Here is a 20,256-nt window from a genome sequence, read left to right on the forward strand (position 1 = left end):
GTCTACCTCGCCGCCGTTTCGTGCTCGAGGAGGGTCCGGGTGCCGAGCGGCTCGGTCAGCGTGACCGTGTGGGTGGCCAGGGCCGCCGATCCGCTGCACGCATCGGAGCCTGCCGGCAGGTGGATCGTCGGATCGTCGTAGACGTCGACGATCACGGAGTCGGCGGTCTCCTCGACGTAGACGTCGACCTCCAGGTTCTCCTTCTCGCAGACCCCGCGCCACCAGTCGACTTCGAGCGTGTCGGCCGGTCGATCCAGGCCGGCGGCGATCCACCGGGTGGGTGCCAGGGTGGGCGGGATCGATCCCGACTTCCGGACGACGCGGATCCCCTCGTTGCCGGGGATCTTCCCGGACGCTTGGCGCGCGGCCCAGGTGTCGACCGGAGTCAGCGTCGTGCGCGGCGTGGGCGGCGGCGGTGCGGCAGGAGCGGAGGTGCACCCGGACAGCAGCGCCACGGCGACGGCGACCGCCACCGCGGTCGCGACAAGGGGTCTCACGACGCGAGCCTCGCTTCGATCCAGCCGACCACGTCCAACACGCGGGCTCCCCACTCGGGATCGGCCGCTTTGGCTGCGTCGGTCCGGAGTTTCTCGAGCAGACCGTCGAGGTCGCGACCCGGACCGTCATCGCTCATGATGAGCGCGGCCATGCTGTCGGCCGACCATGTCGTCACACGTCCGAGTTCGAGCTTCTCCCTCATCGGATCGCGGAGCATCGAGAGGAAGCGGTCGCGATCGAGAAGCCTCTCGAGGACGGGCACCCCGTAGGAATCGAGACGGTCGACGAGGGCTGAGCCGAAGTCGTCGGCTCGGGTTCCGTCGCCGAAGTCCCAATCGCGGCCCCACCGATGATCCGTCGGAAGAGGATCGAGGCGTGCGCGCCACACGCCGTGCCATTCCGTCGGCTGGCGCGGAAGCGGACGCGCCGTCGTGGACGCGGTGAACCGTCTGACCGCTTCGGGGACGATGGCGAGGTTGACGTAAGCCGAGACGGCCTCCCGATCCCCCCAGGCGGATTTCTGGACGTTGACGACCGCCCAGTCGCCGTGAGGGTTTCTCCTGCGCCATGTCGATCCCGATCCGAGGAAACCCTGACGGCGCAGTGCCGGGCCCACCATCGTCCGCAGCGTCTCTCGAAAGGCGTCGCGGGCATCCATGTCGCGATTCTGTCGACTCACCATCGCGGGCACAAGGGCGGTCCCTCGTGCGGAAGACGCGACGGTCCGGAGGAGGCGCGACGACCCGACGTCGCGCCTCCGCGGAAACGTCGCGCCCAGCCGAGAGCAGGAGCAGCGCGCCGCCGACGGCCGCGTTTTGAGACGATTGCGCCCCGGCGGACACGATGAACCATGAGGAACACGCAGGGAGCGGGACCACCCGTGAAGGAACAGGACTGGCTCGACGCAGCGCGAGACGGCGACGTCGACGCGTTCGGCAGGATCTACGATCGCCACGTCCGGGCGGTCTTCCGCTACGCGATCAGCATCGTCCGCGACGTCGGCGATGCGGAGGACGTCACCCAGGACGTCTTCCTGCTGGCGTGGACGCGTCGTGCCGACATCCGGATCGTCGACGTGTCCGTCCTCCCGTGGCTCCTCGTGACCGCACGCAACGTCAGCATGAACCGGCTCCGGCAGCGCACCAAGGCGCCGAACTCACTCGAGATCGAACGGGAGCGGCCCGCGGCCGGGCCGACCCCGGAGGACAGCGCCGCTCGGCGTCAGCTCGCCGTGATGATCCGGTCGGCCGTCGATCAGCTCAGCGTCACGGACCAGCGCCTCTACCGGCTCTGCCTCGTCGACGGACTCTCCTACGAGGAGGCGGCCACCGGACTCGGGACGACGCACGGCGTCGTCCGCAACCGACTCACCCGGCTGAGGCGCACCCTGCGGGGTCGCCTCGCCACCGACACGGAAGGCCTCCTGTGAACATCACCCTCGAACCCACCGACGACCGCGTCGCCAGCATGCGTCGGTCCGTCCTGAGCCGGATCGCCGAGGCGGAGCCGGCCGTCGACACCGCCGCGGCGGTCCGCCCAGCGGCTCGATCCGGCCGTCGTCGCCTCGGCCTCCTCGGGGTCGGTGTCGTCGCGATCGCCGGCGTCCTCGTCGTCTCGAACCTCGCAGGAGCCGGTGGCCGGCAGCAGAGCGCCGTCGCGGAGGTCCTCCATCGCTCGGCCCTCGCCGCCGTCGCGACCTCGGATCCCGTCGTTCCCCCCGGGCGTTTCCTCCGGGTGACGACGACGGCCGTCACCTCGAAGACGTCCGGCGACGTCAGCTACCTGGCCCGGGCGCAGGACGACCTGTTCGTTCCGGCCGACCGCAGCCAGGACTGGGTGTGGGTGAGGGGGGCGAGCACGCCGTTCCGGACGTTCGGCCCAGCCTCGGCGGCCGCGGCCGCCGAAGCGTCTCCCGGTGAGGCGGAGCTCCTGCGGGCCCCTGCCGGTGGGTTCTACAGCCGACCCTCCGACTCGTCCGAGGCCGCGTTCGCGAAGCTCCCCCGCGATCCCCGGGCGCTCCTCGCGGACATTCACGAGCGGACGGTGGGCCAGGGCAACTCCGTCGACGAGGCGGCTTTCGGGTTCATCGCCGACGAACTGACGGACGGCCTGGCTCCCGCGGATCTCCGAGCGGCTCTCTACGAGGCGGCGGCTCTCATCCCGGGCGTCACCATCGAGGACGGGCACGCGACCCTCGACGGCTCCACGGGCGTGGCCATCGGCCGGACCGACCCCGAGGGCAACACCCGCGACGAGCTCATCGTCGACCCCGACACGGGTGCTCTGGTGGGTCAACGCGAAGTCCTCCTCCGCGCCGAGGTCGGCCTGCCCGCCGGCACGGTGATCGGCTGGACGAGCAAGACGACCTCCGTCGTCGCGTCGGCGCCCGCAGGAGGCACGGTGAACGGTGTCTTCGACACGAGGGGATGCACCGTCACCGGTCCCGACGAGTTCCAGTGCTGAGCGATGTCGGCGGGCGCCGCGCTCCTCCGCCGGGCTCCTAGGCCGGGACCGACGGCGCGCTGCGGCGGCCTCGGACGAGCGCCCGAGCCCCGACGAAAACGAGGCCGAGGAACGCGGTGAGGCTCGTCAGGTAGAGGACTCCCGCCCACAGGGTGTGGTCCTCTCCGCCCACCCCGTAGGAGTCGGCGACGTCCATCCCGAGGGCGAAACCGGTGCCGAAGGCCACGAACCCTCCGACCGCGATGATCGCGAGGAACCAGGTGCCCATCACGACGGGCGACGCTCGCCTCACGAGTCCGACGATCGCCACGACGGCGGCGAGGGCGAGACCGATGACGGCCTGCGCGATCACAGTGACGATGTCGGCCGTGACGTCCATGCCGTCGGCCCGGAGATGCGCGTGGATCCGCCCCAGCGTCTCGCCGGGCACGGCCGCGAGCGGGTCGAGGACGAGAGCCTCGCACGCCATGACCGCGGCGTACACGGCCACGACGACGACACCCAGCACGGCCACGGTCGTTCGCTGCTTCATGACGCCACGCTAGAGCGCGGGAGGACGGAGCCGCGCCCGCCCCCGGTCGCGCATCCGTCGCAGCGACTCATCCCCGAGGACGATCGGTTGTGATCCCGCCGACCGAGAGACGCGCGTCGAGGGCAGCACCGGAACGCTCGACGGACAGAGACGTGACGCCGACGCACAGGAGCGGTCGCGGGTGGAGATGTAACGTCGGGGAACGTAGCCCGTCCTGAAAGGACACCTCCTCCATGCGCTCTTCGTCCTCCCCCGGTTTCGATCTGCGGGATGCCGTCAACAGTCTCCGCGAGACGTTCGGCCCCCTCACCGCGACAGGCGCGGGCAGCGGCTCCCGCGGCGCCTCCGACCGGTCCCGTGACGGCCGAGAGCGCGGAGACGTCCGCAGCGCGATCCTGATCGAACTCCGCGACGAGCCCATGCACGCGTATCAGATCATCCGCGCGGTCGAGACCCGCTCCGCCGGCGCCTGGACGCCGAGCCCGGGCTCCCTCTACCCGGCCCTCCAGCTCCTCTCCGACGAGGGGCTCGTCTCATCGGCGCAGGTCGGTGAGCGCAAGGTCTACTCGCTGACCGACGCCGGGCGTCTCGTCGCCGAGCAGACGACCGACTCGACGCTGCCGACCGAGCCGACCCACGAGCGCGCGCAGGAGCCCCGCCGCGACGTCCAGACGACCGTCGACCTCGCTCGCTCCGGTGTGAGGTTCGCCCAGGCGCTGACGCAGGTCGGTCACAGCGCCACTGCCGAGCAGTCCGCACGCGCGATCGCCGTCGTCGACGAGGCGCGCCGCAAGCTCTACGCGATCCTCGCCGAGGACTGAGCCCGTGTCGCAGTCGGGCGGCGCACCCTCCGCGCCGCCGCCCAGTCGAGCCTCCCGCAGGCGCTACCGCCGGATCGTCCGCTTCGCCGCGATCTTCCTCGCCCAGGCGTGGTGGTACGAGCTGATCCTCCCCCGGCTCGGACTCCGCCGCTTCTCCGCGCGGGGTCGGCCCGCGAGGCTGAACTTCCTCGCCCGGCGTTTCCGCGTCCTCGCAGCCGACCTCGGCGGTCTGATGATCAAGGTCGGCCAGTTCCTGTCGGCGCGGCTCGACATCCTGCCGCCCGAGATCACCCGTGAGCTCGAGGGCCTGCAGGACGAGGTGGCCCCCGAACCCTTCGACCTGATCCGGGCGCAGACCACGGCCGACCTGGGCATGCCGATCGAGCGCGCTTTCGCCTCGTTCGAACCGGCTCCGATCGCCGCGGCGTCCCTCGGTCAGGCCCACCGGGCGACGCTCTCGCCCGCGCTGGCGGCCGACGTGGGCTTCGACAGGGTCATCGTCAAGGTCCAACGACCCGGCATCGACGAGATCGTCGCCGTCGACCTGGCGGCGCTCCGGCGCATCGCGCGGTGGCTGTCCCACGTGAGCCTCGTGTCGAAGCGGGCCGATGCTCCTGCGCTCGTCGAGGAGTTCGCGCTCACGAGCCTCGAGGAGATCGACTACCTGCGGGAGGCCGGGAACGCCGAGCGCTTCACCGACGACTTCGCGGACGACCCCGTCGTGACCGCGCCCGTCGTCGTCTGGGAGCGCAGCTCGCTGCGGACGCTCACGCTCTCGGACGTCACCGCGATCAAGATCACCGACGTCGAGGCGCTCGAGCTCGCGGGAATCGATCCGGTGGACGTCGCGAACGAGTTGGCGCGCGTGACCTTCCAGCAGATCTTCGTCGCCGGGTTCTTCCACGCCGACCCGCACCCGGGCAACATCTTCGTCACCCCGATCCCCCGACCGGCCACCACCGCTCCCGCCGCGGACTCCGAGCCGGGCACCGACGCCGAGCGGAACTGGCGCTTCACCTACGTCGACTTCGGGATGATGGGCGAGATCTCCCCCACGCTCCGGTCGGGGCTCCGGAGCTTCATCCTCGCCGCGGTCGGTCGCGACAGCCGTGCGCTCATCGCCTCTCTCGGGCAGCTCGGCGTCCTGCTGTCGTCGGCCGACACCGAGGAGCTGGAGCGCGCCATGTCCGAGCTCTTCGAGCGCTTCGGCGGCATGGGGATCGCCGAACTCCAGACCATCGACCCGCGCGAGCTGGAGGCGTTCGGGCGTCAGTTCGGGGAGACGATCCGGGCCCTCCCGTTCCAGCTGCCGGAGAACTTCCTGCTCCTGATCCGCACCATCTCGCTCGTCTCGGGGGTGACGAGCGCCCTCGACCGCGACTTCAACATGTGGGACGCCGTCGAGCCGTTCGCGCGCACCATCCTGAGCAACAACGGCCGCGGGGTCCTCCGCGATCTGCCGCAGCAGGCGCTGGCGTACGGCACCACGGTCGCGCGGCTCCCCGGGAAGCTCGACGACCTGGCGACCCGCATCGACCGCGGGCAGGTCGCCGTCCGCACGCCGCAGGTCGACCAGCGTCTCCGCTCGGTCGAGCGGTCGGTCAACCGGCTGGGCTCGGCCATCGTGTTCGCGGGGCTCCTCGTCGGCGGGGTCATGATGCGCTCGAGCGACGAGGTGCTCGGCTGGGTGCTGATGGCGGCGGCCGTGCTGCCGCTCCTGCACCTCGTCGTCACTCTGCGGAGGCGCTAGGGCGCTCGTCGGGGGTGTTCGCCCCGTCTTTGCTGTTCGTGTCGTCGGCTGCGGCGGCGGCATCGTCGGCCTTGGCCCAGCGGCGACGGCTCCGCAGGAGGAGCACCAGGGCGACGGCGGCGGCGATCGGCAGGATGAACGCGTCGGCGATGAACCGTGCTGACACGTCGTCGGGAAGCGCGACCTGCGTGGAGACGACCGCCGCGATCGGCGTCGCGACGATGACGAAGACGCATTCGGCGACGAAGGCGGGCCACAGGCGGCGGAGGACGCGGTTCGCGGCGGATCCGCGTCTGCTCGACGACTGGGCGACCACGAATCGAAGGCTCAGCGAGAACGCCGCGCCGAAGAACACGAGCGTCGCGGAGGCAGCGAGGACGCCCGTGACGAGGAAGCCCAGCGACACGAGCCACAAGCCGACGACCTGGATTCTCATGTACCGGACGATGTCCGGCTCCGCGAAGGTCGCGAAGGCCCGGATGCCGACGATTCCTATCGCGAGGCCCAGAGCGATCACGAGCGATGCCAGGATCGGGATCGCCCATCGGAGGGTCGTCACCTCGATGCGGACGACCACCGGTGCGAAGACGATGGCGGCGACGCCGAGCCCGATCGGCACCAGGGAGTTCGCTGCGACGGAAAGAGGACTCGTCGGCGCGAACGGGACCAGGCTCTCGTCGAGCCCCGGCTCGTCGTCGCTGAAAGGCTCCGGCCCGGCGTCGTCGGAGGGGGCGGCCATGAGAACACGCTACGCCGCCGGGCCCGCCTGGCCGCGCGCGCCTCAGTAGCGACGCACGAAGTTGACGCTGGCCGAACGGCGCCGGTAGCCGAGACCGGTGAAGAGGGCGACGCCCTCGTCGGGACCGTCGGTGGCGACGTCGAGAACGCTCCGGGCGACTCCTGCGACCCGGACGGCCTGCAGATGAGCGGTGAGGAGCGCTCGCGCCGCGCCGCGTCCGCGCGATGCGGGCAGGACGCCCACGACCCAGACGTAGGCGTCGGGATCACCCGATGACTCCGGGTCCACGAGGGTCAGGAGCAGCCCGACGACCTCGCCTCCGGCATCCAGGGCGACGAAGGAGAGGTCGTGGGCGTACGTCGTGAGAGTGGTCATCGACTCCCACTGCTCGTCGGTCATCGGCTGGCTGCTGCCGACCCCGCGGAAAGCTGCATCTCTGACGCGGTGGGCGGCGGCCGAGTGCTCCGGCCGGTACGAGACGACGCGGATCCCGTCGACGGGTGCTGAGGCCGGCACGGGCTCGGAGGCCGTGCGGGCGAGGTTCTGGAACCAGCGCTGGGGAGCGAATCCCGCGCGCTCGAGGGTGCGGCCGGTGGCGGGAGCGCGCTCGTCGGCGGCGACGATGATCCAGCCGGGAAGAGGGGACGGGCATCCTGCGAGCCGCTGGAGGGCGCGACCGTGCTGCCAGGCGAGGAGGGCACGGCCGATGCCGCGACCGCGGTGTGCGGGGACGACCCCGCCGAGCAGGATCACGCGGACCAGGGTCTCGTGGAGATCGGGCATGACCACGAGTCCCCACGCCACGACCTCGCCGGCGTCGGAGTCGGAGCCGGCATCGGTGACGGCGACGAGGGAGTCGACCGCGAGGTCGGTGTAGCTGTGGCCGAGCTCGTCGAGCAGATCCTCCCGCGTGTCCGCCCAGTCGGGGTGATCGGTCAGGGCGATGGCCCGACCGACCTCGACGAGCGCATCGACGTCGGTCGGGGTGGCGGGGCGCCAGCGGATCCCGTCCACGGTGGCAGGCGAGAGGGTCGCGGGAGCGGAGACGCGTTCGGCGAGGGGGCGATCGGACATAGCGCATCACACTACGCATCCCGCGGCTTCCCGGGCATCGCGGCCACGAACCGATCCGGAATGCGCGACTCGTCCCGGAGGTCGCCACGCAAGCGGCCGCCACGGCACCCTGAGCCCACCGATCCGGCACCCCGGACGGAGAACGACCGGGTGCCGCCACCCCTAGCGTGTTCGACGAGACGGCCGCGGTCCGTGGCCGGAAACCCGAAAGGATCCCATGTCCTCGCTCGAACAGCCCGTGACCGTTCCGATGTCGCAGCCGCTCCCGGGTGCGTCGTTCAGCCAGGCGGTGTCGCGCTTCTGGAAGAAGTACGCCACCTTCTCCGGCCGCGCCAGCCGGAGCGAGTACTGGTGGTGGTACCTCGTCGCGTTCCTCGTCAACGCGTTCCTCAACTCCCTCGGCAGGGTCGACGGTCCCGCAGGGCAGGTCTTCCAGGCCGTCGCCGGCGTGTGGAGCCTGGCGATCATCATCCCGACCCTCGCCCTCCTCTGGCGGCGCCTCCACGACACGAACCGGAGCGGCCTCTGGGCGTTCGCCCCCCTCGTCCTCGCGGTCATCGGCGTGGTGCTGGCCGTCGTCGGCCTGGTCGTCCTCCACGTCTCCACGGGGCAGAGCGCCTCGCTCGCCGCGGGCGGCGTCGCTCTCGTTCTCGCAGGAGCCGCGTTCCTGGCGTCGTTCGTCATCGTCCTGATCCTCACGCTGCTGCCCTCGAACCCCGCCGGGGCGCGGTTCGACCGCGGGCGCTGAGCGTGCCCCTTCGGCTGACGCCGACGCCGACGCCGACGCCCGGCGGCCGTCAGCGGACGAGCCGGAGGCTCCGCTCGATCGGACCGAAGCTCGACTCGGCGCCGTCGGCGACGAAGCCGTTGCGGCGGTAGAACGCGTGAGCGCGCGGGTTGTCCGCGGCGACCCAGAGGGAGGCGGGGCGGCCGTCGAGGGCCGTGTCGAGGAGCGCCTGCCCCGCGCCGCCACCGTGCGCGCGGCCGAGGACGTAGAGCATGGTCAGCTCCTCCGGGCGGACGGCGTCCGGCTCGGGGGTCGCCAGGACGGCGGCGAATCCGACCGGGCCGACCTCGTCGACGGCGACCGTCGTCCGGAAGGTCCTCTCGCGGAGGTTCGCCCGCCACCTCTCGATCCGCGGCTCGACCTCGAACCAGGGGCTCGTGTCCGGGTTCTCGACGAACCGACCGTAGGTCTCCCGCCAGGATCCCGCGTGCACCCGGGCGATGCCCTCCGCGTCCCCGAGGACGGCCGGCCGGATCAGGAACGTCGCCGGGTCGTCTGCTGCCATGCGGGCAGCGTATCCGCGGGCGGGCCGCACCGCTCGCGCCGCCACCTCCGTGCCTGGCTAGACTCACGCAGATGTTCGCCGTTCCCGAGGGCCTCTCTCGCGCGACCACGGCCCGCGAGGGTGCCGCAGGAGTCGCGTGGCTCGCGACGCTCCCCCCTCTCGTCGATCGTTTGTTGGCCTCGTGGGGCTGCGTGATCGACGGCGATCCCGTCCACGGCCAGGTCGCCGTGATCGTCCCGGTGCGCCGCGCGGGCGGTGCCGCCGCGCTGAAGGTCTCGTTCCCGAACGCCGCGGCCCTCGGCGAGGGCCCGGCTCTGAGGCGCTTCGACGGCCGGGGTGCCGTTCGCCTCCTGGGCGCCGACGAGGAGGCGTGCGCGCTGCTCCTCGAGCGGGCGGGCCCGCGGCGGCTCGACGACCTCGACGACGTCGAGGACGCGATCGAGGTGGCGGGAGACCTCGCCCGGCGACTCGCGGTGCCGGCGGACGCCGCGGCTCCTGCGCTCGCCGACACGACGGGCGGGTGGGAGGAGCAGCTCGACCGGCAGGTCGCGGCGGCGCCGGGCCTCATCCCGCCCGCGGTCGTCGAGCGCGCGCGGGAGACGATCCGCGCGCTCGCGGACGACGCGACCGGCACGTTGATCCACGGAGACCTCCACTTCGGCAACGTCCTGGCCGCCGACCGGGAGCCGTGGCTCGCCGTCGATCCCGCCGCGTGGCGCGGCACCGCGGCGTACGACGCGTTCGCCGTCGTCGCCGGGCGACGCGGTTCGTTCCGCGACGCGCAGGATGTGGCTGCCGCGTTCCGGGACCGCATCCTGCGTTTCTCCGCCGCGGCGCGTGTCGACACCGACCTGGCCGTCGCGTGCACGCAGGCGCGCGCCACGAGCTCGTACCTCCACCAGGTGCTGCACGAGGGCGACTGGTTCGACGCCGAGTTCCTCCGCGCCGCCCTGTCGCTCCCCTGACGCCCGATCCCCTCCCCCGCCCACTCCCCTCCCCCTCCCTGCCTCCCCCTCCCCCAGCCGCGAGTGGACAGTTGTCGTCACTTTCGCCCCCGGGAACGTCGACAACTGTCCACTCGCCGCCCCACGACGGGAAGACGCGCGAGGAAAGACAGTGGCGCGAGAGCGGGGCTCCGGAGAGGATGGCAGCACGAGCGGGGGTGGAGTGCATGGACGGACCTAGCGACTCGGACGCGCCGACGGCGGAACCCCGCGGCGGCCGGAGCGACGTTGCGCCGTTCGTCATGTCGCTCTTCGTGCAGGCGGTCGTCTCGTTCCTCGGCTATTTCACACTGGTCTTCTCGATGCTCGGCGTGGCGGGCTGCCAGGCTCCGGGTGACCCCGGTCGGTGCAACGACCCGGTCCTCGACGTACTGCTGCCGGCCTCCAGCGCGACGGCACTCGCGCTCCTGGGCCTGTCGGTCGTCCTGGCGGTGATCTGCGGTGCGACGGGCCGCCCCTTCTCGAGGATCCCCCTCGCCCTCGCCGGGCTCGTGGTGATCCTCAGCGTCGTGGCCATCGCGGTCGGTCAGTGGGCGCTCGGGTGAGGGAGCGACGCCCGGAGCACTTGGGAAGGTCGGAGGCTCCGCGCCACTTCGTAGTGAGGGACGACACCGATTTTCACGTGATCTTCACGACGGACGAGTGGAGACGGAGGTGAGTCCTCCTGCTCGACGCGTGACCGGCGTCTCCTCGACCGGGCCGACCTCTCAGTACTGGTACTGGACGACCGTGAGTGCTGCTCCGTCGGTGAGGCTCCATGGCCACCTGGTCGCGATCTGGGCGAACAATGTCTTGCTGGAGACCTTGAGGACGACGGACGTGTTCCAGGTGTTGCACTGCTGCGATGGGATCCACTTCTGCCCGAGGTCTTTCGTGACGGAGGCGCTCTCGACACCGGGATCAGCGTGAATGGACGCCGCCCCCCTTCGGCAAAGCCCACCAGAATTCGCGTCTTCACGGCGGGACGATCGAGACGGAGGACCACGTCGATGGGCGCCCCCGCAGGAACGAGTGGACAGTTGTCGCCGCTTTCGCCCCCGGGAACGTCGACAACTGTCCACTCGCGGTCGGTCGGTGGGCGCGGCGCCTTCCGGCGACCAAGCCATCACACTTGGGAAGGTCGGAGGCTCCCCGTAGGTTGGGGTGACGATGTTCACGATCACTCTTCCGCCCGTCCTCCACGAGGCCGCCGAGGGCCGCGACCTCGCGGCGACGGTGCCCGACGACGGGTCGGCCGCCCATGTCGCGGTCGACGCACGGCTCGTGGCGCTCGCCGACTCCGGGTTCGTCGGAGAGCTCGTCGGGGGGCTCATGGCCCGCGGCCTCGAGGTGCTCGTCGTCGACGGGGCGCCGCGGGAGCTCCGCGGTGTCTTCCGCGACGCCGCCGACGCCCGCCGCTTCGACGAGCTGTGGTTCCAGACCGACAGCGCTTCCGCGACCGGCATCGATGACTGATCCCGCGCGGCGCGACGACGCGGTCGGCTGGAAGGAGCGCCTCACCGGCCTCAGCGACTCCCCCGCCGCGACACCGTCCCGGGCGACGCGCCTCGGGCTGCAGTTCGAGTTGCGCGAGCGACTGCGGGCATCGCGCGGTCGGTGGGATCCCCCGTCGTCGCGCACCGCGGCTCCTGGTCGCCCCTCCGCGGAGGGGTTCTGGCTCGGCGTCCGCCCGGTGATGCTGAGCGACACCGGCAACTGGATCCGCGGCGTCCTCACCTGGTCGACCCTCCCGTTCCAGCAGAACCGCCTGCGGATCGACCCGGAGCAGCACCGCTGGTTCGGGCAGTTCGCCGCCGTCCACCGCTCCCTGCGCGAGGGCACCGCCCCCGGAGAGACCGGCTGGATCGCCCTCGACGACTTCGCCAGCCCGCTCCTCTGGCCGCTGCTCCGCGACGCGGAACGCCTCGGCATCGCCTTCTCGACCGGCAAGAAGGAGACCGACGTCGTCCTCGGCGAGAGAGCCTCCGTCGGCATCGACGTCACCCGCTCCGCCGCCGGCGACCTCCTCCTCGCGCCGGTGTCGACCATCGACGGGGCCGCGCAGGAGCCGGGGGCCGTCGGCTCCCTCGCCGACCACGGCCTCTACGCGTGGAGCCTCGACCCCCGGCCGAGCTTCCTCCTCGCTCCGACGGGCGAACCGCTCGCGGCCGATCAGCGGCGCCTCGTCACGCGCGGTTCGGCGATTCTCGTGCCGGCGGCGGAGGAGCCCGAGTTCCTCCGCGACTTCTACCCGGGCCTCCGTCGCGCCGTCGAGGTCGGGAGCAGCGACGGGTCGGTGGAGTTCCCCGCCCTCCGGCCACCGGAGCTCGTCGCCACGCTCACCTTCGCCCGCGGCGACCGGCTCGACGTCGCCTGGGCGTGGGAGAACCTCGGCCGACGAGAACCCCTCGCGGCCCACGATCTCCCGGACGGCATCGACGAGGTGCTGGGCGGGCCGCCCCGCGACCGGACCCTGCGGGGCATCGCCGCCGCCGAGTTCTCGGCCGAGGTCGTGCCGCGGCTCCAGCGGATCGCCGGGGTCCGCGTCGAGATCGTCGGAACCCGCCCCGCCTACCGCGAGCTGACCGACCCGCCCGAGCTCGTCGTCACCGTCGTCGAGACCGACAAGCGCGACTGGTTCGACCTCGGCGTGCTGGTCACCGTCCAGGGCACCACCGTCCCGTTCGCGAAGCTGTTCACCGCCCTGTCGAAGCGCCAGGCGAAGCTCCTGCTCGTCGACAAGACGTATCTCTCGCTCAAGCACCCCGCCTTCGACGAGCTGCGCCGCCTCATCGAGGAGGCCGAGGCGCTCGACGAATGGGAGACCGGGCTCCGCATCAACCGCCACCAGATCGACCTCTGGTCGGACCTCGAGGAGCTCGCCGACCAGACCGTCCAGGCCGAGTCGTGGCAACGGACCGTCGGAGGTCTCCGCGCGCTGCTGCGCGAGCTGGAGAGCGACACGCAGCCCGGGGAGCAGGCGCCCCTCCCGGCGGGCGTCGCGGCGTCGCTCCGCCCCTACCAGGTCGACGGGTTCCGGTGGCTGGCGTTCCTCCACGATCACTCGCTCGGCGGCATCCTCGCCGACGACATGGGACTCGGCAAGACGCTGCAGACCCTCGCCCTCGTGGCGCACGCCCGCGAGCGGGAGCCCGGCGCCGCCCCGTTCCTCGTCGTCGCACCCACCTCGGTCGTGTCGACCTGGGCGAGCGAGGCGGCACGGTTCACGCCGGGCCTCGTCGTGCGGGGAGTCACGGCGACGGAGGCCAAGAGGCAGGAGCCGCTGGCCGACCTCGCCCGGGGCGCCGACGTGATCGTCACCTCCTACGCCCTCTTCCGGCTCGACTTCGGCGACTACGGCGCGTTCCCCTGGTCGGGCCTCGTCCTCGACGAGGCCCAGTTCGTCAAGAACCGCTCGTCGAAGGCGCACCAGTGCGCCGTCGACCTCGACGCGCCGTTCAAACTCGCCATCACGGGCACGCCGCTCGAGAACGGGCTGAGCGACATCTGGTCGCTGTTCCGGATCGTCGCCCCGGGGCTCCTGCCCTCGCAGCTGCGCTTCCAGGAGGAGTACGTCAAACCGGTGTCGCTCGGCGACCGACCCGACCTGATCGAGACGCTCCGGCGGCGCATCCGGCCGCTCATGCTCCGCCGCACGAAGGAGCGCGTCGCCTCGGAGCTCCCGGCCAAGCAGGAGCAGGTGCTCCGCATCGACCTCACGCCCGACCACCGGGAGCTCTACGACGCGTTCCTGCAGCGCGAGCGGCAGAAGCTCCTCGGCCTGACCGATCTCGACCGGCAGAAGTTCATCGTGTTCCGCTCGCTGACGCTCCTGCGCCTCCTCGCGCTCGACGCCTCGCTCGTCGACCAGGAGTTCGAAGGCGTGGCCTCGGCGAAGATCGACGCGCTCCTCGATGAGCTCGACGCGGTCGTCGCGGGTGGGCACCGGGCCCTGGTGTTCAGCCAGTTCACGTCGTTCCTCGCCCGCGTCTCCGCCCGCCTCGACGAGCGCTCGATCGGCCATCTCTCCCTCGACGGCTCCACGACGAAGCGCGACGAGGTGATCGGCGCGTTCCGCCGCGGTGACGTCCCGGTCTTCCTCATCAGCCTGAAGGCGGGCGGCTTCGGCCTGACGCTGACCGAGGCCGACTACGTCTTCCTGCTCGACCCGTGGTGGAACCCCGCCGCCGAGACCCAGGCCATCGACCGCACCCATCGGCTCGGTCAGACGAAGAACGTCGTGGTGTACCGGATGATCGCGAACGACACCGTGGAGGAGAAGGTGATGGCGCTCCAGCAGTCGAAGGCGAAGCTCGCCGACTCCCTCCTCGACGACGACGAGGCGGCGTTCGGCTCGCTCCTCAGCGCCGACGACCTGCGCGGGCTGTTCGAGGGCTGAGGCGGAGGTGGCGTCGGTGAAGCCCGGCACCCGCCCGCCCGCGCCTCCGCTCCGAACACCCCGCATGACGATCACCGCGAACGCCGTCGCCGAGGGTTACGTCGAAGCTCCCCTCGACACCGCCTGGGCCGTCGGGACGCCCATGACCCCCGTCGGCTACTACCCGAAGTACGGTCCGCTCCCCGCCGTCGTCGGCGTCCGCGACCAGACCGGCCCGTGGGACGCCGTCGGCCAGACGCGTCAGCTCCTGCTCTCGGACGGCAGCAGCGTCATCGAGCACCTGAAGCAGATCGAGAAGCACGCGACGTTCGTCTACGAGCTGACCGACTTCACCAAGATCCTGGGACGCCTCGTCTCCGGAGGCCGCGCCGTCTGGGTCTACCGGGCCGAGGGCTCCGGGACGACCATCCGCTGGTCGTACTCGTTCTTCGCCCGACCCGGGATGGGCCTTCCCACGATGCTGATCGTGCGCCTCTTCTGGGCGCCCTACATGCGGCGCGTGCTGCCCGGCATCCTCGCGGAGATCGCCCGCCGGCGCTGAGACCGGGAGCCGCGGCTCCTGCCGGTCTGTCAGACTCGGGGGTATGCCCTCCCTGACCTATGACGTGACCGTGAGCCGCGACGGCTCCGCCTGGCTCCTCGAGATCGCCCCGATCGGAGGCGTCGCCGAGGCGCGGTGGCTCGGCGAGGCCGAAGACGTCGCGCGCGCCTTCGTGGCCGACTTCGAGGGCGTCGACCCCGAAGACGTCGACATCGACCTCACCGTCGAGTTCCCCGGCACCGTCGGTGAGCAGCTCGACATCGCCGAGCGCGCCCACGCCACGGCCGAACAGGCCCTCGACGACGAGTGGAACGCCCTGACCAACGCCGCCCGCGAGCTCGACCGCGCCACCGTCACGCGGCGGGACATCGGCGAGATCCTCGGCCTGCCGGTGCAGCGCGTCCGCCGCCTCCTCCGCGGCGCGCCGCGCGAACGCCGCACCTCCGAGCAGGCGGACGACTCCGAGGGCTAACCCGGAACGAGGCGCCGCGGCAGGCGCCGAACCCGGCCCAGGGGCGCGGCCCCGAGCCCGAGCCGGCCGCGCCTCAGCCGCGCAGGTCGAGCCAGGCCACCTGCTCGGTCGTCAGCTCGATGTCGAGTCCGGCGAGCGAGGTGCGAGTCTCCTCGAGCGAGCGCGGTCCGATGAGCGCGAACGTGGGGAACGACTGCGCGAGCACGTAGGCCAGAGCGACTGCCGTCGGGGCGACGCCGAGGTCGGTGGCCAGGCTGCGGGCCCGACTCAGTCGCTCGAAGTTGTCGTCGCTGTAGTAGCAGCGCACCAGCTCCGGGTCGGAGAGGTCGCGGGGGTCGGCCCGCGCGAAGAAGCCGCGCGCCTGCGACGACCAGGGCAGGAGCGCCGTGCCCGTCCTCTCCAGCCACTCGCGGTCGGCCGGATCCGTCACGTGCTCGCACCCGGCCCACGGCACGTCGAGCGCGCGGGCGAGCCCGAAATGGTCGCTCAGGGCCGCGAAGGCCTGCTTGTCGTGGCTGTGCGCGTAGGCCTGGGCCTCCTCGAAGCGCGCGATCGTCCAGTTCGAGCCGCCGAAGGCGCGGATCCTGCCGGCCTTCGCGTGCTCGTCGAGGACGTCGACGAATTCGCCGACCGGGATGCTCAGGTTGTCGCGGTGCATCAGGTACAGGTCGACGTGGTCCGTCTGCAGCCGGTCGAGGGTCTCGGTGAGCTGGCGCGTCAGCGACTCCGGATCGCAGTGCGGGGTGTGGGCGCCCTTGCCGATGACCATCACGTCGTCGCGGATGCCTCGATTGGCGATCCACTGGCCGAGGAGGCGCTCCATCAGACCGTCGCCGTAGATGTACCCGGTGTCGAACGCGTTGCCGCCGAGTTCGACGAAGTTGTCGAACATGGCGGTGGCGTGGCCGATCGTGCGCTGGTTGTCGCAGCCGAGGACGAGGCGCGAGATCCGCTTGTCGATACCGGCGATCGTTCCGTAGCGCATCGCCGCGTCGTCACGCACGCGCAGGGGCCTCCCGGAGGCGGTCGGCACGAACGCGGTGTCGCTCTCGAACGGGTAGCGGAGACCGATGGCCTCGCGCCAGGCGTCGAGGACGGCCGCGTTGCCGAGGCTGTCGGCCCAGCCGATCTCGGGGCTCTGTCCGAGGGCGAGGTTCGCGGCGGCGGCGTCGGCCTGGAGACCCCACTGGGGCGCAGGAGCCACGTGGATCGTCCGCACGTCGCGCCCGACGACGTGCACCTCGATGTCCGACCCGTCGACATCGCTGGGCACCCACGGGTCGCGGAGCACGATGCGCCCGGCCGATCCCGTGACGACGACCGCGTTGTCGTCCTGGAGGCGGACGCCGCTGCGGACGGAGGCGGTGAGGCCGGAGGCGAAGACGAGCGACGCCGTCGCCCAGTCGTCGACGCCGGTCGAGCCGAGAGTGCCCTTCGCGGTGAGCGACACGGGCTCGGCGAAGGGCTTCCCCTCGGCGATTCCCGCCACCAGGCGTGCGATCGAGACGGGGTAGCCGCCGACGTCGAGGATCCCGCCGCCGGCGAGGTCGGGTGAGGCGAGGCGGTGGTCGGGAGGCAGGTCGGCGGCGAACGCGAACGACGCGTCGACGTGCTCGAGGGTCCCGATCTCGCCGTCGCGGAGGAGCTCGGCGAACCGAGCGATCTGGGGGTGGAACCGGTACATGAAACCTTCGGCGAGGTAGACGCCCGCGCGGCGAGCCGCCTCGACGAGGACCATCACGCCCGCGTGTTCGACGGCCAGCGGCTTCTCGCAGATGACGTGCTTTCCCGCCTCGATCGCCCGGAGCGCGAGTCGGACGTGCTCCGTGTGGACGGTGGCCACGTAGACGGCGTCGACCTCGGGGTCGGCGAACAGCGCGTCGTAGTCGTCGTGCACGCGGGCCGGACGCCCCTCGGGCGAGTGCTCGGCGGCGAAGGCCTCGGCACGGTCTCGCGAGCGGCTGGCCACCGCGACGAGGCGACCCGTCTCGCTCCCGAGGAGCTGCGAGGCGAACCGCGAGGCGATGCTGCCGGGGCCGACGATGCCCCAGCGAAGCGTCGTGGTCGTGGTCGGGCGGGCGTCACGGCCCGCATGGTCGGTCTCTGTGGGGAGGGCATCGTTGCCGTGAACGTTCACGCCACGAACGCTACCAACGATGCCCGCCGCGGGCAAGGGTCAGGCCGACTGGCGGAGCAGGAGCGAGTGGGTCACGACCCGGTGCACCTCCGGGCCGCTCGGCGGGAGATCGCCCGCGTGCATGCCCAGGATGAGGTCGACGGCCGTCCGCCCCAGGGAGGCGATGTCGAGGTCGAGGCTCGAGAGCTCCGGAGTGGACACGACACCCATCGAGAGCCCGTCGATGCCGAGGATCGCGCACTGGTCGGGGACGACCACGCCGGCGTGCTGCGCGGCTCGCATGAGGCCGAACGCGTGCATGTCGTTGAAGGCGATGATCGCGTCGACGTCGGGGACGTCCCGGAGCACCTCCGCGACCGCCGTCTCGGCGGAGGTGGGCCCGTCCCCCTCGGAGAAGACCCGCGGTTCGAGGCCGCGCAGGGTCATGGCGGCTTCGTAGTCGCGGCTCCGGGCGCTCGGGTCGTCGGGATCGCCGGCGTCGACCATGACGATGCGGCGTCGCCCCTCCGAGACGAGATGGGCGACGGCCTCGTCGAGCCCCGGGCCGAAGTCGAGCTCGACGATGCCGCGCTGCCCCTCCTCCTGCGAGCCCTCGAGGGCGACGACCGGAAGATCGCCGAACACGTCGTCGAAGCGCGACGAGGGGATGCGCAGGTAGCCGATCAGTGCGTCGACCTGTTCGGTCAGGCCGCGGAGGAACGCCTCCGGGTCGTTCGGCCGGTGCGCGCCGTCGGCGACGAGGACGTTCCAGCCGGCCGCCGTCGCGCTGTCGACCACCCCGGCGGCGAGCTCGGGGAAGTACGGGTTGGTGAGATCCTCCACCACGAGCCCCAGGGTGAGCTGGTGCCCGACGACGAGGCCGCGGCCGAACCGGCTCGGACGATAGCGGAGGTCTTTCGCGGCCTGGAGCACGCGGGCCTTCGTCTCGACGGAGATACCCGTCATGTCGTTCATGGCCCGGGTGACGGTCTGTCGCGAGACCCCCGCGAGTTCGGCGACGTCGATGACGGTCGCCCTCTTCGTGCGCGACGTTCCTGGCTTCATGAGCGCACTTTAGCAGCGCGCCGTCGGCCGTCCGGCGGGGGCGGGAGCCGCGGCTACCATGGGGCTCATGGCACTGGAAACACGGTCGTCGCGCTCCGAGCCGGGGGTCTCGGCGTGATCGACCTGCCGCCGCCGACCACGCCGGCCGGCTGGTATCCCGACGGCGTTCCCGAGCAGGAGCGGTGGTGGGACGGCACCGGCTGGACGGAGCGGACCCGCGGTGCCCGGAGCGACGCCGCGACTCCCGAGCCGACGGCCACCGGCGTCCGGGTCGTCCGCGGCGCCACCGGGTACGCCGAGCTCGACGGCGACGTCCTCCTCTTCCGTTCGAAGCCCGACCGGCCCGCGCTCCAGCGGATCCCGCTCAACACGGTCGACGACGTGGTGGTCTCCCGGAGCGGCAACGCGTTCGACGTCGTGCGGCACGGCGCGCGCCCGCGACGGCGACCCGGCCTGCTGTCGGAGACGTCGCTCCAGCGGGGCGGTCGCACCTCGCCCGACGAGTGGCGGGCCTTCCTCGACGCGCTCTCCGCGGCCGTCGCGGCCGCCGTGCCGAAGTTCCCCGCCGACGCCGACTGAACCGCGGGAGCGCCGGAAGCCTCTCGCGGGCGTCCAGGATGCCGTGGCTAGGGTGGGTTCATGACGACGACGTTCACCCGCGTGACCATTCTCGGAGCCGGGGTCCTCGGATCCCAGATCGCCTTCCAGGCGGCCAACCACGGCAAGGAGGTGACTCTCTACGACGTGTCCGACGAGGCCGTCGAGGCGGCGAAGGCGCGCCTCGAGGCCATCGTGTCGCTCTTCGTGCACGAGGTGCCGTCCGCGGACCGCGACGCGGCCACCACGGCGGCGCACTCCATCTCCTTCAGCACCGACCTCGAGGCCTCGGTCCGCGACACCGACCTCGTGATCGAGGCGGTCCCCGAGCGCATCGACCTCAAGCGCGACGTCTACACCCGCATCGGCTCCGCCGCCGGTCCCCGGACGGTCTTCGCCACGAACTCGTCGACGCTGCTGCCGAGCGCCCTCGCCGAGTCGACGGGCCGGCCCGAGCGGTTCCTGGCGCTCCACTTCGCCAACCACGTCTGGGTCAACAACACGGCCGAGATCATGGGGACGCCGGAGACCTCGCCCGGGGTCTACGCCGACGTCGTGGCGTTCGCCCGCGAGATCGGGATGGTGCCGATTGAGCTGCACCGCGAGCAGTCCGGCTACGTCCTCAACTCGCTCCTCATCCCGCTGCTCAATGCGGCGGCGGGGCTCCTGCTCAAGGGCGTCGCGACCCCCGAGACGATCGACACGACCTGGCGGATCGGGACGGGTGCGCCCAAGGGCCCGTTCGAGATCTTCGACATCGTCGGCCTCCGCACCGCGTACGCCATCTCCTCCGAGGCGGGCGGCGATTCCGCGATCTTCGCGGACTACCTCAAGACCGAGTACCTCGACAAGGGCAAGCTGGGCGTCGAGTCGGGCGAGGGCTTCTACCGCTACCCGGCCGCCTGACGACGGGG

Annotated in this window: 21 protein-coding genes and 1 pseudogene; 13 read left to right on the forward strand and 9 right to left on the reverse strand. The window is 71.8% G+C overall.

From position 1 onward, the window contains the following. Positions 1 to 2: 2 nt before the first annotated feature. The 3 genes and pseudogenes from AS850_RS07545 to AS850_RS17045 form a co-directional block, all read right to left on the reverse strand. Complete coding sequence (locus AS850_RS07545) at positions 3 to 497, reverse strand: hypothetical protein (RefSeq protein ID WP_119868557.1); 495 nt, start codon at positions 495 to 497, stop codon at positions 3 to 5. Then, positions 494 to 760, reverse strand: coding sequence for a hypothetical protein (locus AS850_RS17040; RefSeq protein WP_236940874.1), 267 nt, complete (start codon positions 758 to 760; stop codon positions 494 to 496). The genes AS850_RS07545 and AS850_RS17040 overlap by 4 nt, the downstream gene beginning before the upstream one ends. 42 nt (positions 761 to 802) lie before the next feature. Then, a pseudogene (locus AS850_RS17045) lies at positions 803 to 1,180 on the reverse strand (DUF4304 domain-containing protein); the annotation flags it as partial. Between the two features lie 168 nt (positions 1,181 to 1,348). On the opposite strand from AS850_RS17045, the gene AS850_RS07555 reads away from it, so the two are divergent. Together AS850_RS07555 and AS850_RS07560 are read left to right on the forward strand one after the other, a co-directional pair. Beyond that, positions 1,349 to 1,927 (forward strand): RNA polymerase sigma factor, encoded by a 579-nt coding sequence (locus tag AS850_RS07555; protein ID WP_119868559.1) that lies wholly within the window; start codon positions 1,349 to 1,351, stop codon positions 1,925 to 1,927. Further along, positions 1,924 to 2,961, forward strand: coding sequence for a CU044_5270 family protein (locus AS850_RS07560; protein ID WP_119868560.1), 1,038 nt, complete (start codon positions 1,924 to 1,926; stop codon positions 2,959 to 2,961). Before AS850_RS07555 ends, AS850_RS07560 begins: the two co-directional genes overlap by 4 nt. Before the next feature lie 37 nt (positions 2,962 to 2,998). Here AS850_RS07560 and AS850_RS07565 read toward each other — a convergent pair whose 3' ends face one another. Beyond that, on the reverse strand, positions 2,999 to 3,493 hold the full coding sequence (locus tag AS850_RS07565) for a hypothetical protein (protein WP_123955469.1): 495 nt from the start codon (positions 3,491 to 3,493) through the stop codon (positions 2,999 to 3,001). 233 nt (positions 3,494 to 3,726) lie between these two features. Here AS850_RS07565 and AS850_RS07570 point away from each other — a divergent pair, with 233 nt between their 5' ends. Together AS850_RS07570 and AS850_RS07575 are read left to right on the forward strand one after the other, a co-directional pair. Further along, positions 3,727 to 4,314, forward strand: coding sequence for a PadR family transcriptional regulator (locus AS850_RS07570; protein WP_119868562.1), 588 nt, complete (start codon positions 3,727 to 3,729; stop codon positions 4,312 to 4,314). A gap of 4 nt (positions 4,315 to 4,318) precedes the next feature. After that, positions 4,319 to 6,064, forward strand: coding sequence for an ABC1 kinase family protein (locus tag AS850_RS07575; protein ID WP_119868563.1), 1,746 nt, complete (start codon positions 4,319 to 4,321; stop codon positions 6,062 to 6,064). Here AS850_RS07575 and AS850_RS07580 read toward each other — a convergent pair. Then, on the reverse strand, positions 6,045 to 6,803 hold the full coding sequence (locus AS850_RS07580; protein WP_119868564.1) for a hypothetical protein: 759 nt from the start codon (positions 6,801 to 6,803) through the stop codon (positions 6,045 to 6,047). The two genes, AS850_RS07575 and AS850_RS07580, sit on opposite strands and share 20 nt — an antisense overlap. 42 nt (positions 6,804 to 6,845) lie before the next feature. Further along, positions 6,846 to 7,877, reverse strand: a complete 1,032-nt coding sequence (locus tag AS850_RS07585; protein WP_119868565.1) for a GNAT family N-acetyltransferase — start codon at positions 7,875 to 7,877, stop codon at positions 6,846 to 6,848. Positions 7,878 to 8,094: 217 nt separating this feature from the next. Between AS850_RS07585 and AS850_RS07590 the strand changes: the two genes are divergently transcribed. Beyond that, a complete protein-coding gene (locus AS850_RS07590; protein ID WP_119868566.1) occupies positions 8,095 to 8,625 on the forward strand; it encodes a DUF805 domain-containing protein in 531 nt (176 codons plus the stop codon). A gap of 49 nt (positions 8,626 to 8,674) precedes the next feature. On the opposite strand, the gene AS850_RS07595 is transcribed toward AS850_RS07590, so the two are convergent. Further along, a complete protein-coding gene (locus AS850_RS07595) occupies positions 8,675 to 9,169 on the reverse strand; it encodes a GNAT family N-acetyltransferase (protein ID WP_119868567.1) in 495 nt (164 codons plus the stop codon). 71 nt (positions 9,170 to 9,240) lie between these two features. Here AS850_RS07595 and AS850_RS07600 point away from each other — a divergent pair, with 71 nt between their 5' ends. The 6 genes from AS850_RS07600 (at position 9,241) to AS850_RS07630 (ending at position 15,564) form a co-directional block, all read left to right on the forward strand. After that, positions 9,241 to 10,134 carry an aminoglycoside phosphotransferase family protein gene (locus tag AS850_RS07600; protein ID WP_119868568.1) on the forward strand — a complete coding sequence of 298 codons (894 nt, stop codon included), beginning with the start codon at positions 9,241 to 9,243 and terminating at the stop codon, positions 10,132 to 10,134. A gap of 206 nt (positions 10,135 to 10,340) precedes the next feature. Then, positions 10,341 to 10,718, forward strand: coding sequence for a hypothetical protein (locus AS850_RS07605; protein ID WP_119868569.1), 378 nt, complete (start codon positions 10,341 to 10,343; stop codon positions 10,716 to 10,718). 604 nt (positions 10,719 to 11,322) lie between these two features. Continuing rightward, a complete protein-coding gene (locus AS850_RS07615; RefSeq protein ID WP_123955470.1) occupies positions 11,323 to 11,628 on the forward strand; it encodes a hypothetical protein in 306 nt (101 codons plus the stop codon). Further along, on the forward strand, positions 11,621 to 14,551 hold the full coding sequence (locus AS850_RS07620) for a DEAD/DEAH box helicase (RefSeq protein ID WP_119868572.1): 2,931 nt from the start codon (positions 11,621 to 11,623) through the stop codon (positions 14,549 to 14,551). Before AS850_RS07615 ends, AS850_RS07620 begins: the two co-directional genes overlap by 8 nt. Before the next feature lie 64 nt (positions 14,552 to 14,615). Next, entirely contained in the window at positions 14,616 to 15,092 is a 477-nt protein-coding gene (locus AS850_RS07625) for an SRPBCC family protein (protein WP_119868573.1), read from the forward strand. A gap of 43 nt (positions 15,093 to 15,135) precedes the next feature. Continuing rightward, the gene (locus AS850_RS07630; protein ID WP_123955471.1) at positions 15,136 to 15,564 is read left to right on the forward strand and encodes a hypothetical protein; all 429 of its coding nucleotides are present in this window, start codon (positions 15,136 to 15,138) and stop codon (positions 15,562 to 15,564) included. Positions 15,565 to 15,637: 73 nt separating this feature from the next. Here AS850_RS07630 and AS850_RS07635 read toward each other — a convergent pair whose 3' ends face one another. Both AS850_RS07635 and AS850_RS07640 read right to left on the reverse strand, forming a co-directional pair. Continuing rightward, entirely contained in the window at positions 15,638 to 17,701 is a 2,064-nt protein-coding gene (locus AS850_RS07635) for an aldo/keto reductase (protein WP_119868575.1), read from the reverse strand. 39 nt (positions 17,702 to 17,740) lie between these two features. After that, a complete protein-coding gene (locus AS850_RS07640) occupies positions 17,741 to 18,745 on the reverse strand; it encodes a LacI family DNA-binding transcriptional regulator (RefSeq protein WP_119868576.1) in 1,005 nt (334 codons plus the stop codon). A gap of 114 nt (positions 18,746 to 18,859) precedes the next feature. Between AS850_RS07640 and AS850_RS07645 the strand changes: the two genes are divergently transcribed. Both AS850_RS07645 and AS850_RS07650 read left to right on the forward strand, forming a co-directional pair. Next, a complete protein-coding gene (locus AS850_RS07645) occupies positions 18,860 to 19,324 on the forward strand; it encodes a DUF2510 domain-containing protein (RefSeq protein WP_164088412.1) in 465 nt (154 codons plus the stop codon). Between the two features lie 60 nt (positions 19,325 to 19,384). After that, positions 19,385 to 20,248: a 3-hydroxyacyl-CoA dehydrogenase gene (locus AS850_RS07650; protein ID WP_119868577.1), complete on the forward strand. Its 864-nt coding sequence runs from the start codon at positions 19,385 to 19,387 to the stop codon at positions 20,246 to 20,248. Positions 20,249 to 20,256 lie beyond the last annotated feature (8 nt).

Origin of the sequence: Frondihabitans sp. 762G35 (genome assembly GCF_002074055.1) — a bacterium.
Classification (GTDB): domain Bacteria; phylum Actinomycetota; class Actinomycetes; order Actinomycetales; family Microbacteriaceae; genus Frondihabitans.

Excerpts from the sequence above, each read along its gene's own strand:
- AS850_RS07570 (WP_119868562.1), top strand. The coding sequence starts at position 3,727 with ATGCGCTCTTCGTCCTCCCCCGGTTTCGATCTGCGGGATGCCGTCAAC.
- AS850_RS07555 (WP_119868559.1), top strand. The coding sequence starts at position 1,349 with ATGAGGAACACGCAGGGAGCGGGACCACCCGTGAAGGAACAGGACTGG.
- AS850_RS07630 (WP_123955471.1), top strand. The coding sequence starts at position 15,136 with ATGCCCTCCCTGACCTATGACGTGACCGTGAGCCGCGACGGCTCCGCC.
- AS850_RS07565 (WP_123955469.1), bottom strand. The coding sequence starts at position 3,493 with ATGAAGCAGCGAACGACCGTGGCCGTGCTGGGTGTCGTCGTCGTGGCC.
- AS850_RS07585 (WP_119868565.1), bottom strand. The coding sequence starts at position 7,877 with ATGTCCGATCGCCCCCTCGCCGAACGCGTCTCCGCTCCCGCGACCCTC.
- AS850_RS07625 (WP_119868573.1), top strand. The coding sequence starts at position 14,616 with ATGACGATCACCGCGAACGCCGTCGCCGAGGGTTACGTCGAAGCTCCC.
- AS850_RS07605 (WP_119868569.1), top strand. The coding sequence starts at position 10,341 with ATGGACGGACCTAGCGACTCGGACGCGCCGACGGCGGAACCCCGCGGC.
- AS850_RS07595 (WP_119868567.1), bottom strand. The coding sequence starts at position 9,169 with ATGGCAGCAGACGACCCGGCGACGTTCCTGATCCGGCCGGCCGTCCTC.
- AS850_RS07615 (WP_123955470.1), top strand. The coding sequence starts at position 11,323 with ATGTTCACGATCACTCTTCCGCCCGTCCTCCACGAGGCCGCCGAGGGC.
- AS850_RS07650 (WP_119868577.1), top strand. The coding sequence starts at position 19,385 with ATGACGACGACGTTCACCCGCGTGACCATTCTCGGAGCCGGGGTCCTC.
- AS850_RS07620 (WP_119868572.1), top strand. The coding sequence starts at position 11,621 with ATGACTGATCCCGCGCGGCGCGACGACGCGGTCGGCTGGAAGGAGCGC.
- AS850_RS07590 (WP_119868566.1), top strand. The coding sequence starts at position 8,095 with ATGTCCTCGCTCGAACAGCCCGTGACCGTTCCGATGTCGCAGCCGCTC.
- AS850_RS07600 (WP_119868568.1), top strand. The coding sequence starts at position 9,241 with ATGTTCGCCGTTCCCGAGGGCCTCTCTCGCGCGACCACGGCCCGCGAG.
- AS850_RS07580 (WP_119868564.1), bottom strand. The coding sequence starts at position 6,803 with ATGGCCGCCCCCTCCGACGACGCCGGGCCGGAGCCTTTCAGCGACGAC.
- AS850_RS07640 (WP_119868576.1), bottom strand. The coding sequence starts at position 18,745 with ATGAAGCCAGGAACGTCGCGCACGAAGAGGGCGACCGTCATCGACGTC.